Consider the following 14502-nt stretch of genomic DNA (forward strand, 5'->3'; position numbering starts at 1 on the left):
TTATTTACCTGGGCGAATGAAACCAGCTAACGCTTGTTTCTCAATATACGCTTTCAGTAAAGTATGTACTTGTTTAGCCGTCACCGCTTGGCTGCACTGATGTGCCAACGCCTGCAATTCTGGGTAGTTGGCTTGACGAAGAATATACTTGATGATCGCAACATTATTGTTATTCATACTTAGCGCCTCATAGCCCATCCCTGTCAATAACAAAGCGCCCAACGGATCGCCCGCTAGCTCACCACAAACACAGACAGGAAGCTGCAATGCCTTACTTTTTTGTAAAATCACATCTAAGGCAGCAATAACAGCAGGGTGAAGTGCATCATAGAGGGGGGCCACTCGCACATTATTACGATCAACAGCCAGCAGATATTGGGTTAAATCATTACTGCCCACCGAAAGAAACGCAACCCTACCTTTTAAAGCATCCAATTGATATAACATCGAAGGCACTTCTATCATCACACCAATTCGCGGTCGCAATAAGACCTTAGATTCAGAGACCGCCTGCTTTGCGACTTCAACAAACGCTTGATTAATTAGAGTTAACGCATCATCCAGTTCAGCGATGCCGGAAATCATGGGTAAAAGAATGTCTAAATTACCGTAATCGATACTGGCTCTGAGCATGGCACGAACTTGGATCAAAAAGATATCGGGATGATCCAAGGTAAAGCGAATGCCTCGCCAGCCTAAGAAAGGATTATCTTCATCAATAGCAAGGTACGGTAGTGGCTTATCCCCTCCTACATCCAGCGTGCGCATCACCACACGTTTGCCACGATACACCTTAAGGATGTCACGATACTGCTGGTACTGTTCATCTTCAGAGGGAAAACTACGCTGCAGCAAAAAAGGCACCTCTGTTCGATACAGTCCAACACCATCTACCCCCTGATTGATCGAGATAGTGGAATCGGCGCTTAATCCAGCATTCAGGTTTATCTGTATCGAACGACCATCAAGGGTTACGCATGGTTCTGTTAGCTTCTCTGCGGCGATCGCAGCTAGTTCACGATCCTCTTGGGCTAGTTGCCGATACTCATCAACCACAGCCGCGGTTGGCGCCACCAGCACCTGACCTTGGTAGCCATCAACCACAATCTGTTTGCTGTGCACTGCTTTGGGTTCAAATTCTGTGCCCATAACAGCCGGGATCCCTAGCGCACGCAGCAGTATCGCGGCATGCGAATTCGAGGCCCCTTCCATTGCAACAACCCCAGCCAGCTTATCCCGCGGGATAGCCGCTAAGGTCGCAGCGGTTAACTCTCGAGTAAACAGCACCCGTACTTCTGGCCAATCAAATTGAGGTTGTTGATCATTGCTGAGGTAATAAAGCAGACGTTGTCCTAGCTCTCGAACGTCTTGTGCTCGCTCTTTTAGATAACTGTCGCTCATCTGTGCAAAACGAAGTGAATAGGCCTCGACCACCTGTCGCACCGCCCACTCTGCCTGAGCCCTACCAGCTATTTTCTTTTCCAAATCACGACGCAGCATGGGATCGTTGAGCAGATGACTAAACAAGTCAAATATCGCCAACGTCTCCTTTTTTAAATCATGATCAAAGCGCTTTCGTAAGCGACGAAATTCGTTGCTCGCTTGCTCCATTGCAACAAAAAGACGATCCATTTCTCGCTCAACATCTAAGCTGGATGTTGGTAATACTTGCTCAAGTTGGGGCTGATCGTCATCCCAATATCCGGTCGCAATTGCAACTCCGCTAGAAGAAGCAACACCACTTATTTGCAATGTCTCGTTTTTTTCGAGCCACACCCCTTGCGCTTTCGCATGCGCCAACGCCACAGCAAGCTGAGCGGCTAACGTAACCAGAAACGACTCTTCAGACTCATCAAACTGACGTTGTTCGCGCTGCTGAACGACCAGCACGCCCAAGACTTGGCGACGATGGATGATTGGTGTACCGAGAAAAGAGCGGAAGGACTCCTCGCCAATACCCGGGAGGGCTTTAAAGTGTTTGTGTTTTTTCGCATCAGCGACATTGATAGGCTCCGCACGTTGCCCCACGTAACCGACCAAGCCTTCACCAAACTTCAATGCAACATGACGATGACGCTTATTTAACCCCTGCGTGGCCATCAGGTGGTAGCATTGTCGTCGCTCGTCAGCAATATAGACTGAGCAGACTTCTGTTTTCATCGCTTTACAGGTCGACACCACTAAGGTATCCAATGCCATTGGCAAACTGGACGTACCTGCGACCTGCTCTACGATATCCCTCAGTTGCTGCAGCATTCCACTTTGCCCCTACCTAGTTAGCCTAACGCCGTTGCTTTCGGCGGCTTTTGCGTTCACGAAAGGGCATAGCAATGGCCGAAAACTCTTTTAGTGCTCGTCGGTACACGTCACGTTTAAATGACACCACTTGTCGTACCGGGTACCAATAACTTACCCAACGCCACCCATCAAATTCGGGGGTGCTACTACGTTGCATATTCACCTTTGATTCATCGCATTCCAAGCTGAGCAAAAACCACTTCTGCTTCTGCCCGATACAAACAGGTTTCGACTCCCACCTAACTAAACGTTTTGGTAGCTTATAGCGCAACCAATGGCGACTCGTTGCTATCACCTTAACGTCTTTTCGGGTTAAACCGACTTCCTCATACAATTCCCGGTACATCGCTTGCTCTGGGGTTTCTCCATCATCGATTCCCCCTTGCGGAAATTGCCACGAATGCTGTCCATATCGTCGAGCCCAGAACACTTGACCATGGCTGTTACATATTACAATCCCCACATTGGGACGGTAACCATCGCCATCTATCACTGGACGACCTCAATCAGTAAATTTTTAATGTGCTGATTTTTTCACAGAAAGGGGCTGTGGGTAAACCTCGATTATCATAATCTGCAGTTTTTTGTGCTCTACCCACCGGAATAAGGTGCGCATCGCTCACAATGTGGTCACATTAGACCTTAAATGAGACATGCCCCACATTTATTCACGCTTTCTGTGTATAACTGTGTGAAAAAAATAGTCTCTAGCAAAATCACGCACAAATAAACAACAATCCTTTGTGGTCTCGACTTTAGTCCAATATTTAAAAATAAAATTAAAAACAGAAACATAGGCAAATATATCTGTCATGATCCTGAATAAATATAAGGTCGATTTCCTCATTAAACAAGATCGCTCAAAGATCCATCACATTGTCTGCTATCCACATATTTTTGTAACAGACACTGGCTAGACACGACGACAACTGCTTGAAATAGCTACAAAGCACTGTATATAACCCCATAAGCCATAGGCAATAACAAAACAATCCCATTTACTGTGGATAACACTGTTAGCGAATACTTTACAGCCTGTTACTGAACAAAGATCCAGCAAAGATCTTTCCAGTTATCTCCACGCTGATCTTAATGGCAATTCACGCTACAATAACACGCGGATAAAAACAGTGAGATTGATGCATGAAAACCCCCTGCGCCCCAAATAGCACAGAAGAACTGCTTGAGCGTGCTTGGCAAATTGCCGGAATGACATTAGGGGAATTGGCACACCAAGCCAATATTCGCTGCCCAATTGACTTACGTCGTGACAAAGGCTGGGTGGGGCAACTGCTAGAGTGGCACTTAGGGGCCACTGCTGGCAGCCGTCCTGTGCCTGATTTTGAACACTTAGGCATTGAACTAAAAACCATTCCAATCAGTCACCAAGGTCGCCCATTAGAAACAACGTTTGTCTGCGTAGCCCCGCTTATTGGCTTACAAGGTATCGCGTGGGAACAGTCACATTTACGCCACAAGCTCGCACAGGTGTTGTGGATCCCAGTAGAGGGTGAGCGAGAGATCCCGGTTGCTGAGCGAACCGTTGGTAGCCCGCTACTTTGGCGCCCTTCTGAAGAGGAAGAACAACAACTACGCCGAGATTGGGAAGAGATCATCGATAAAATCGTTCTAGGCGAAGTCGAAACGATAACAGCAAGACACGGCGAAGTATTACAACTTCGCCCCAAAGCTGCCAATAGCAAAGCATTAACCGAAGCGTACGGAAAAAACGGCCAACCCATTAAAACCTTGCCTCGTGGCTTTTACCTTAAAACCCAATTTACCGCAGCCATTCTGGCTCGACATTTTATCTTGTAGTTCTTCGCGAGAAGAATCCCCGTCAGTAGCCAGTACACCGCTGCAACCATTGGGGATCAAAAAAGCACTAGGCAGGTATGCATCGCTCAGCTATAGTCGAATGTCTAACGATTAGCCAAGGAGGGTGAATGGAATATCGTAAACTTCCCAACTCGACACTCGATGTCAGCCGTATCTGCCTCGGCACCATGACTTTTGGGGCACAAAATAGTGAAGCTGAAGCACATCAACAATTGGATTTTGCCTTAGAGCGTGGGGTCAATTTTATTGATACGGCAGAAATGTATCCGGTACCTCCCAACCAAGAGAGCCAAGGTGATACAGAGCGGTTTATTGGCAGTTGGCTTAAAAAATCAGGACAACGCAATAAAGTTATTCTTGCCACCAAGGTTGCAGGGCCGCGCAACCTGCCCTACATTCGCGACAATATGGCACTGGATAGACGTAATATTCATCAGGCCGTAGAGGACAGCTTAGAGCGGTTACAAACCGACTATATTGATCTTTACCAAATCCATTGGCCGCAACGGCAGACCAATACCTTTGGTCAACTCAATTACCCTTATCCTGATGACAACAGTAGTATCACACTACTCGACACCTTAGAAGCGATTGCAGATCTGATTAGAGCAGGAAAGATTCGTTATTTTGGCCTCTCTAACGAAACTCCATGGGGAGTAATGTCGTATTTAAAACTGGCAGATAAGCATGCGCTACCTCGCCCTGTATCGATACAAAATCCCTATAATTTATTAAACCGTAGCTTCGAAGTCGGCCTATCCGAAGTCAGCCACCATGAAGGGGTTGAACTACTAGCCTACTCCCCACTCGCCTTTGGTGCACTCAGCGGTAAGTACCTCAACGGCGCAAGGCCAGCAGGGGCGCGATGCACATTATTCGAACGCTTTAGTCGTTACTTTAACCCTCTTGGATTGGCTGCGACTCAAGCCTATGTTGATATTGCCCATAAGCACGGTTTAGACCCTGCCAGCATGGCACTGGCTTTTGTTAATCAACGCCCTTTTGTTGCCAGTAACATCATTGGTGCCACCAATCTGGCGCAACTAGAGGCGAACATCAACAGTATTGATCTTCACCTCTCTGACGAGGTAATGGCGGATCTTCTCGAGGTTGGAGTCCAATACTCAAATCCATGCCCATAAGCTCAAGCTAACTGGATAACTAGACGCAGATAACTTATACAGATAACAAGCCAGCCCTCGCTGGTTTGTTTCTATTTGCGTGGATTAGGAACAAATTCCACATCGGCATCTAACACAGCAGGCAATATATAGTTTGCCACCAGATCATAGGGCGCAGCCATAATACGGGCAATCGTACTCGGTTTATGCCAACGCAAATTACGATGGTGTAGCCACTCTCCCGCCGTCAGTACAACTAACAAGTTTTGTTCAGGGAAAATAAAGATCATCTGATTACCATAGCCCTGTGACATCAATACCGGTATCCATTCGGAACGGGCCGTTAACTTTGTCCAGATGCTATCCGGTTTAACGCGAAAGTGTGGGTGGTACCAGTAGCGACTGTAGTTTAAGCCACTACTAATATTACGATAAGCTGGTAAGTAGCTGTCTTCTATCCACTGCTTCGGTACAATCTGCTCTCCCTGCCATTGACCTTGATTCAAATAGAGCTGGCCTAACTTGGCAAAATCACGTGACGTTAGGCTTAAACCCCAGTCATAGGCTGTCCCTCCCCCCTCACGTTGCAACCAATCATGCGCCGTAATTCCCAAAGGGCTAAAGAGATACTGCTCTGCAAATGCAGCGATGGGTTGTTGAGAGGCAGCTTCAATACTTTTTGCGGTTAGCTCCACCGCCGCGCCACTGTATTGAAAGCACTTTCCTGGCGAACAGGCCATATCACGAGAGAAAATATACTCTAATCGCTGCGCTTCTGTCACTTGAGAAAAATCATACCACGGATGTCCAGCCTCTAAGCGAGACGCGCCATTCTCTCCAGGCTTCCACTCATTAAAATCAATCCCTACTCCCATATTCAATGCATGGCGGAGAGTGATATCACGCTGCTCTCCCTGCATTAGGTGCTGCTCTTCGGGTAATAATTGGGTGATTGGGGTATCCAGCTCAGAAATAAAGCCTTGCTGCACTGCCGCTCCCGCTAGGATAGACATGACAGACTTAGTCGAAGAGAACAATAAGTTGGGTGTATCTATAGCAAAGTCAATTGCTTGATACTCTTCATAGCCAACCATCGCATCTGTATCGCTAAAATAACGCTCGTATATCAGGGTTTGATCCTTGATGACTAATACACTGTGCAGACGGTGTTGAGATGTCGATAGAAAAGAATCCATAGCCTGTAAAGGCACTGGATTAACAGCAACAGTTTGCGGCTCGCCGACAGCAAAATCAGCTCCCTGCTGCGAATTTATTTCAAGGCTAGCATCGCTTGCCGATACATAGCTAAAATAGCCAAAAAAGAGAGCAACAGAAAGACACAACCGCGTTAATAACATACATCACCTAGTAAAACCTAATTCATTAGCCACTTTCTTAACATTTATCTTTAAAATCAGAAAGTTAATCAAGGAGCAATTGCGAGAGGTACTACACACTTTTGCCCAGAAGAACGCCCCCTTTCAATTCGAAAGGGGGCTTACGTCACGTTATGCGACTAGTCCGTAACGTCCGGCGAAGATGGCGCATGGTGCGCTGGGCTTGTTTTCTTGTCGGTTGGCTATATTGCATACGCCCATCCGGTTCAATACCGATATCACGCAATAGATGTGAATTAAGTGACGGTAGATCTATTTGAATGCGCCGATGCATCTGACGCCATGCTTGCTGTTCACGATGAATATCAAGACGAATAAAAATAACAGCTAATTTCAGATAAATAGATTGAGACATGATGGTTCTCCTTAAGTAAGAGCAGTGCGGAGATCATCATTGGCAGTGGAGTAGGCAGAGCCGCAGATGAAATCCGCGGCTAAAAAGCAACGGAATCAGAAGGTCGCAAAGTCTCGTTTCACCAATGGTGAAACTGTGCCAGCGACACGAAAGACAATATGCACAAATAATGTGTTGAAATTGAACATGTATGCCTCCCTAAATCTGCGTAAATCCGTTGATAACTTCAGTCAATATATTAAAGAACAGTGCTAACATATCAAGCACTTAATGGCTAAATTTCCAACAAAACCATCTTCTTCTATTTACATGACTTATTCATGATAATTATGTTTTATATGGGCTGCTTTGCATTATTTTGCAGACATTTCCTCGTTTCCATCACTGTATGCACACCATTACCCCGTTATTTTATTTCTCGCCACTAACAAAAAGCGCCGCATTTAATTGCGGCGCTAACAGTATGTATTGTTGATGTAACCCGTTAAGCATCAGCCACAGCTGGTTGAGATTCAGAGACGACGAGCTCATTTTCGCTTTTCGCTACAATGGTATTCACCGCAGTATCCCCAACAACATTCGAACTGGTACAAAACATATCATTAATACGATCTACCGCTGCCACAATTGCTAACCCTTCAGCTGGCAAACCAAGTTGATGAATCAGCACTCCCACCATCACAACACCGCCTCCCGGAACACCACCAGCGCCGATAGACAGCAATAAAATCGTTAAGCCTAAGGTAAAATAGTCTGCACTATTAATAGGCGTGCCAAAGGCATTAGCCACAAAGATCGTCGCCAGCGCAATATAAATCGAGACACCTGACATATTCATGGTCGCCCCTAACGGCACGCCAAATCCTGCTACTGATTTGGAGACACCAATTTTATCCGTCAAGGTGCGCATGGTAACAGGAATGGTCGCATTAGAGCTCGCTGTCGACAGTGAGAATAGAACCTGCTCTCGGGTTTTACGCAAAAAGTCGGTCGGTTTCATTCCCGTGGCCAAACTTACCGCAATGGGGTAAAAGCAGAAGATCCAGAACACCAATACGCTGATCACCAATGCGACATAGCCCGCCACCGAAGCTAGCGTATTGGCATTGAGCGTCGCCCCTAGTTGGATCATTAAGGCAAAAACACCATAGGGTGCGAGGCTCATGACCAAGCCAACCAGCTTCATCATCACTTCATTGGTCATCTTAAATGTGCGTACCGCTGGCCCACCACGTTGATCTAGGGCTTGAATCGCTAAACCTGTAATGATCGCCATAAAAATAATCTGCAACATATCGCCGCTCGCGAATGCTTGCACTGGGTTACTCGGTACAATATTCACAATCAACGAAAAAATATCTGGCGTTTCGGTCGTGGTCAGTTGTACGTTTTCTGAGATTGATCCCGCGAGATTAGCACCAGCTCCCGGCTGAAAGATGGCGCCAAGAGTGAGCGCTGCTGTTATCGCAATTAGGGTATTAATAATGTAAAGCGCAAAAGTTTTACCCCCTAAGCGACCAAATGCAGAGACATCTTTGAGTTCAACAATACCGCAGACAATTGACACAAACACCAGCGGTACAACCAATAATTTAATCAATGAGACAAACATCCCACCAACCCCTTCAGCTAACCCCAGAAGATAGGTATCCATAAGGGCAATGCCACTAAACAGGTATTGAATTGCCGTTCCAAGAATGAGGCCGAGGAACAGGCCTGTAAAGATTTTTCCAGACAGGGATTTAGTCATAATTTCTCCATACGTTATGCTGCATCTCGTGAGCTTATTAACATCTATCACTACATTGGTGATGGATGGCGGCATTTTACATAAAAGAAACATTTAGAGAAGGGAATTATTTAATACTAACCTGAACGCAAAATTAGGCACACATATTAAAATGCACCCAAAATCATTAAAAACACAGCCAAATGCTCGTAAAAGACAGAAAAAACGGCAACCAGAAGCACGCAACCATCGCACTACAATGCTCAGCAACGTGAAGACGATCACTAACATTTTCATTACAACACTCTTTGTCATAACACGTGAAGTGCTTTCACCGTTTATTCCGAGCAAAAAAAACCACCCTCTCGGGTGGTTTCATGTAAACAGCTACATCGCTATCGAAACACTATCAATTGACTCAGCTTATTTAGCTTGTGGACGCATCGCTGGGAAAAGAATAACGTCACGGATGGTGTGCGTGTTGGTGAACAGCATCACCAAACGATCAATGCCGATACCCATACCCGCTGTTGGCGGTAGGCCGTGCTCAAGCGCGGTGATGTAGTCTGCATCGTAGTACATCGCCTCATCATCACCAGCATCTTTGGCATTTACTTGCGCTTTAAAGCGCTCGTCTTGATCTTGCGCGTCATTCAGCTCAGAGAAGCCGTTACCCACTTCACGACCACCGATGAAGAACTCAAAACGGTCAGTGATGAACGGGTTATCATCATTACGACGTGCCAGTGGAGAGATATCCGCAGGGTATTCAGTAATGAAGGTAGGCTGAAGTAGTTGAGGTTCCGCCGTTTCACCAAAGGCTTCTTCCAGCAATTGGCCACTGGTCATGAACTTCTCAACATGAACGCCTACTGACTTAGCAATTTGAGCCATATGCTCACGATCTTGCACTTTGTCGTACGTTAGCGCTTGGATATCTGCATGGTCTGGATTGTACTTTTTCAGTGCATCCAACATGCTGATACGCGGATATGGACCGGCAAAGCTAATCGTCTCTTCGCCGTATGGCATCTCAAAGCTGCCTAATACATCTTTCGCGATGCCAGATAGCATCTCTTCGGTAAGATCCATTAGATCGCGGTAATCCGCGTACGCCATATAGAATTCCATCATGGTGAACTCTGGGTTATGACGTGGTGATAGGCCTTCGTTACGGAAGTTACGGTTGATCTCGAACACGCGCTCAAAACCACCAACCACCAGACGCTTCAGGTAAAGCTCGGGAGCAACACGCAGGTACATGTCGATATCAAGCGCATTATGATGCGTGATAAACGGACGTGCTGTTGCCCCACCCGGGATCACATGCATCATCGGCGTTTCAACTTCCATGAAGTCTTTCTCGACCATATACTGGCGGATCGCACTCACCACTTTCGAGCGGATCTTAAACGCGCTGCGTGAGTCTTCATTTACGATCAAATCAACATAGCGTTGACGGTAACGTTGCTCTTGGTCAGTTAAACCGTGGAACTTCTCTGGCAAAGGACGCAGTGCTTTGGTTAGCAGTTCGTACTCTTCGAAGTTAACGTAAAGATCGCCTTTACCTGACTTATGCAGCGCACCTTTAACACCGATGATGTCACCGATATCAAGGCCGTTGTATTTTTCTTTCAGGACTTTCTGCACATCTTTTGCAGCATACGCTTGGATGCGGCCAGATACATCAGAGATTGACAAGAAAGGACCACGCTTCGCCATTACACGGCCAGCGATCGCAACAATGTTGTTTTCTTGCTCAAGTTCGTCTTTAGTCTTTTCACCGTAAGCGGCTTGGAGATCAGCTGCCAAATGTTCACGACGGAAGTCATTTGGGTGGCCATTAGCTTTACAGTTTTGGCGGATTTTATCTAACTTCGCGCGACGCTCTGCAATCAGCTTATTTTCGTCTTGTAACTGGTCGGTCATTGCTTACCCTTATGAATTACAGCCCAGACTTAAGGCTGGCTTCGATGAAACGATCTAAATCACCGTCTAAAACGGCTTGTGTATTGCGGTTTTCAACCCCAGTACGCAGGTCTTTAATGCGGGAATCATCCAGAACGTATGAACGGATCTGGCTGCCCCAACCAATATCAGATTTGGCATCTTCATTGGCTTGCTTCTCAGCATTTTGTTTTTGCATCTCAAGCTCAAACAGTTTTGCTTTCAACTGCTTCATCGCTTGATCTTTGTTTTTGTGCTGAGAACGGTCGTTCTGACACTGCACAACGGTATTGGTTGGCACGTGCGTAATACGTACCGCGGATTCCGTGGTGTTAACGTGCTGACCACCCGCGCCAGAAGCACGGTATACGTCAATACGTAAATCAGCTGGATTAATCTCAATGGATACGTTGTCATCCACCTCTGGGTAGATAAACGCCGATGCAAATGACGTATGGCGACGACCCCCTGAGTCAAACGGCGATTTACGCACAAGACGGTGAACCCCGGTCTCGGTGCGTAACCAGCCGTAAGCGTATTCACCAGAGATGCGCACGGTTGCTGATTTCAAGCCAGCGACATCACCTGCAGAGACTTCGATGACTTCAACTTTGAAGCCCTTCGATTCTGCCCAACGCAAGTACATACGCAGCATCATCGAGGTCCAGTCTTGCGCCTCTGTACCACCAGAGCCAGACTGAAGATCGATATAACAATCAGACGCGTCATATTCACCAGAGAACATACGGCGGAACTCGAGTTTCTCTAGTTTCGCTTCAAGATCTTGTAGCTCAGGTTCAATTTCATCGAATGTTTCTTGATCTTCCGCTTCAATCGCAAGTTCAAGTAGTCCTTCGACGTCATCAACACCAGCCACTAACACATCAATAGTCTCAACCACAGCTTCTAGCGAAGCACGCTCTTTACCTAGAGCTTGAGCGCGTTCTGGCTCATTCCATACATCTGGTTGCTCTAACTCTGCGTTAACTTCTTCGAGACGCTCTTTCTTCGCCTCATAGTCAAAGATACCCCCTAAGGACTTCTGTGCGCGAAAGCACGTCCTCAAGACGGTTTTTAATAGGATTAATTTCGAACATTGCCACTCATCACAGCCGAAATGGACACAATTGCGAGATTCTATCGAATTGTTGGCGGAATATACAGCGCTTAAGCAGAAGAAGAGGAAATTTTTCTTACACCATTTTGCACAAAGTTGCAGGTGAGAAATGAATAAAGCGTGATCTTCTCCACTAAAGAACACGCTTATTCGAATTAAATGGCGTCGAGGTGCTCCACCATTAGCTGAACACTGTAGTTACCCCTAAAAAGGTTTACATCTAAGCGATAGGCCAGCTTCACCTGATTCACAGAAGCATCCGGCCAACGACGTAGATCGACATTAAAGGCAATCGCATCCACCATCAGCCCTCCAACCACAGGCTCTAACATCAATTTTAAGTGTTTGCCGCCGACGAGGCGTTGCTGCAAAACCCTAAACTCACCATCAAACATCGGCTCGGGGAAGGCTTGCCCCCACGGTCCGCTCTGGCGTAACAACTCCGCCGTCTGCAGGTTGATATCGGCTGGCGCCAATTCACCATCACTTAACAGCACACCGCGCAGTGATGATTCATCCACCTCGGCCTGCACCACGCCTTCAAAGGCTGCTCGAAACGCATTCAGCTGATCGGCCGGAATAGTTAACCCTGCCGCCATGGCATGGCCACCGAATTTGAGGATCAACCCAGGATGACGTGTATCAATCTGATCAAGTACATCACGCATATGTAACCCAACAATTGAGCGGCACGACCCTTTAAGGGTATTGTCACCGCCATCAGCAAAGGCGATCACTGGACGGTGGTACTGATCTTTGATCCGTGAGGCCAAAATACCAATCACCCCTTGGTGCCAATCGTTTTGATGCAGCACAATACCGCATGGCAAATCATCCCCCAGCTGCAAGCGCTCACAAATCGCGACCGCTTCCTCCTTCATGCCCTGCTCTATCTCTTTGCGCGTCTGATTTAAGCCATCCAATTCCGAGGCGAGTTGACGGGCTAAATTGATCTCATCACATAACAGCAGTTCAACCCCGTGGCTCATATCTTCCAATCGCCCTGCGGCGTTGATGCGAGGCCCTAGTGCAAAACCCAAATCACCAGTAACCACACGACTCTGTTCCCGGTTAGCCACTTCGATAAGGGCTTGAATCCCCGGACGGCATTGACCGGCACGAATACGTTGTAGCCCTTGGAAGACGAGAATACGGTTATTTTTATCCAGTGGTACCACATCAGCAACGGTGCCCAGTGCGACCAAGTCAAGCAAGTTAGCCAGATTGGGTTCAGTGATCTTTTGCTCAGCAAACCAATTAATACGACGCAACTCCGCCCGCAATGCCAGCATCAAATAAAACGCGACACCAACACCACACAACGCCTTCGACGGAAAACCACATTCATGCAGATTAGGGTTGACGATCGCATCTGCCGCTGGCAAGACTTCACCCGGCAAGTGATGATCCGTGACCAATACAGCGATACCGCGATCCTTAGCAGCTTGCACGCCGGTGAGCGACGATACGCCATTATCTACGGTGATGATCAACTCTGCGCCACGATTTGCCACTTGCTCAACCACGTCAGGGCTGAGGCCATAGCCATCCTCAAATCGATTCGGCACTAAGTAGTCAACATGGTGAGCACCCAATTGGCGTAGAGCGATGACAGAGAGCGCTGAACTTGTCGCACCATCAGCGTCAAAGTCACCCACGATAACCATTTTGCGCTGCTGGCGAAGGGCATCGACCAACAGTGTCACCGCTTGTTCTATCCCCGCCAACTGAGTAAATGGCAGCAATCCACGCGCTCCGCGCTCTAAATCACTATCCCTTTCTATGCCACGGCTGGCATAAATACGACGCAATAAAGGGGGAATATGTGCTGAAAAGCCGGAAGTATCACCTTCTGGGCGACGCTGAATCTCTATCATGCTGTCCTAAAAAATGCCCGTGCATTAAAACGGGCATTTATCCTATTGAAATAAAAATCAAAATAACGCGGCCTAAAATAGGTTTACGACCCTTGCTCTAGACGCTGACTCAACATATCTGCAGGTTGATAACCCGGGATCATACTACCATCTTCCAATACAATCGCAGGTGTACCTCGAATCCCCATCTCTACCCCTAGTTGATAGTGACGGTTAACGATATCATTACATTCCGCAGAGCTTTGATTAAATTGACCAGATTTAGCTTGATCCATCGCTGCAACTTGATCATCCGCACACCAGATAGCGCTCATCTGTCCGTAGTTCCCTGCATTCAGGCCACCACGTGGAAAAGCTAAATAGCGGACGGTAATTCCCGCCTTATTATATGCCGCCATTTCATCATGCAGCTTGCGGCAGTAACCACAGCTCGTATCAGTAAACACGGTAACCACATGCTTCTCTTGTGGCGCTTTATAAACAATCATCTCATTGCTGAGTGTCGCCAAGCGTTCTTTGTTGATCTCAGCTAAGCGTTTTTCGGTGAGATTTACTGGCTCATCACCACTGAGATCAAACAGGTGACCAGCTAAGAATGTCTTACTATCTTCAGAAATATAATAAACACCACGGTTTGTCGTGATCTCTTTAACCCCATTCAATGGTGAGTCAGCCATTGCTGTCACTTCTAAGCCGAGTTTTGCCATTGCGCTTTGCACCGCATCTGGCGCGGATGTCGCACTCGCTAACGTAGAGACCACAGCCAGCATTAGCGCACTGGTTCGAAAAATATGCATGTTCATTCCTCTGAAAATTAAAACT

General features: G+C 47.0%; 11 protein-coding genes. 2 read left to right on the top strand and 9 right to left on the bottom strand.

Features of this window, described 5'->3' with window-relative positions; translation table 11 throughout:
• Together ptsP and rppH are read right to left on the bottom strand one after the other, a co-directional pair.
• Nucleotides 1-2256: a phosphoenolpyruvate--protein phosphotransferase gene (gene ptsP / locus ACKLNH_RS04580; RefSeq protein ID WP_413111060.1), complete on the bottom strand. Its 2256-nt coding sequence runs from the start codon at nucleotides 2254-2256 to the stop codon at nucleotides 1-3.
• Nucleotides 2257-2281: 25 nt separating this feature from the next.
• Nucleotides 2282-2791: an RNA pyrophosphohydrolase gene (rppH, locus tag ACKLNH_RS04585; protein WP_413111061.1), complete on the bottom strand. Its 510-nt coding sequence runs from the start codon at nucleotides 2789-2791 to the stop codon at nucleotides 2282-2284.
• Between the two features lie 650 nt (nucleotides 2792-3441).
• Between rppH and mutH the strand changes: the two genes are divergently transcribed.
• Entirely contained in the window at nucleotides 3442-4116 is a 675-nt protein-coding gene (mutH, locus tag ACKLNH_RS04590) for a DNA mismatch repair endonuclease MutH (RefSeq protein ID WP_413111062.1), read from the top strand.
• Nucleotides 4117-4244: 128 nt separating this feature from the next.
• Nucleotides 4245-5279, top strand: coding sequence for an NADP(H)-dependent aldo-keto reductase (locus ACKLNH_RS04595; protein WP_413111063.1), 1035 nt, complete (start codon nucleotides 4245-4247; stop codon nucleotides 5277-5279).
• 71 nt (nucleotides 5280-5350) lie between these two features.
• On the opposite strand, the gene ACKLNH_RS04600 is transcribed toward ACKLNH_RS04595, so the two are convergent.
• From ACKLNH_RS04600 to dsbC, 7 genes are all read right to left on the bottom strand, one after another.
• Nucleotides 5351-6616 (bottom strand): serine hydrolase domain-containing protein, encoded by a 1266-nt coding sequence (locus ACKLNH_RS04600; protein ID WP_413111064.1) that lies wholly within the window; start codon nucleotides 6614-6616, stop codon nucleotides 5351-5353.
• 145 nt (nucleotides 6617-6761) lie between these two features.
• Nucleotides 6762-7010: a hypothetical protein gene (locus ACKLNH_RS04605; RefSeq protein WP_413111065.1), complete on the bottom strand. Its 249-nt coding sequence runs from the start codon at nucleotides 7008-7010 to the stop codon at nucleotides 6762-6764.
• Nucleotides 7011-7494: 484 nt separating this feature from the next.
• Nucleotides 7495-8760, bottom strand: a complete 1266-nt coding sequence (locus ACKLNH_RS04610; RefSeq protein ID WP_413111066.1) for a dicarboxylate/amino acid:cation symporter — start codon at nucleotides 8758-8760, stop codon at nucleotides 7495-7497.
• A gap of 402 nt (nucleotides 8761-9162) precedes the next feature.
• Complete coding sequence (lysS, locus tag ACKLNH_RS04615) at nucleotides 9163-10668, bottom strand: lysine--tRNA ligase (RefSeq protein WP_413111067.1); 1506 nt, start codon at nucleotides 10666-10668, stop codon at nucleotides 9163-9165.
• Between the two features lie 16 nt (nucleotides 10669-10684).
• Nucleotides 10685-11783, bottom strand: a protein-coding gene (gene prfB, locus ACKLNH_RS04620; RefSeq protein WP_413111068.1) for a peptide chain release factor 2 whose coding sequence is annotated in 2 segments (ribosomal slippage) — nucleotides 10685-11707 and nucleotides 11709-11783 — 1098 coding nt in all. Because the reading frame shifts where the segments join, the coding sequence is not laid out codon by codon here.
• A 175-nt stretch (nucleotides 11784-11958) separates the two neighbouring features.
• Nucleotides 11959-13680: a single-stranded-DNA-specific exonuclease RecJ gene (gene recJ, locus ACKLNH_RS04625; RefSeq protein ID WP_413111069.1), complete on the bottom strand. Its 1722-nt coding sequence runs from the start codon at nucleotides 13678-13680 to the stop codon at nucleotides 11959-11961.
• An 83-nt stretch (nucleotides 13681-13763) separates the two neighbouring features.
• Nucleotides 13764-14477 (bottom strand): bifunctional protein-disulfide isomerase/oxidoreductase DsbC, encoded by a 714-nt coding sequence (gene dsbC, locus ACKLNH_RS04630; protein WP_413111070.1) that lies wholly within the window; start codon nucleotides 14475-14477, stop codon nucleotides 13764-13766.
• Nucleotides 14478-14502 lie beyond the last annotated feature (25 nt).

The organism is Thaumasiovibrio clandestinus (genome assembly GCF_047250365.1).
Taxonomy (GTDB): domain Bacteria; phylum Pseudomonadota; class Gammaproteobacteria; order Enterobacterales; family Vibrionaceae; genus Thaumasiovibrio.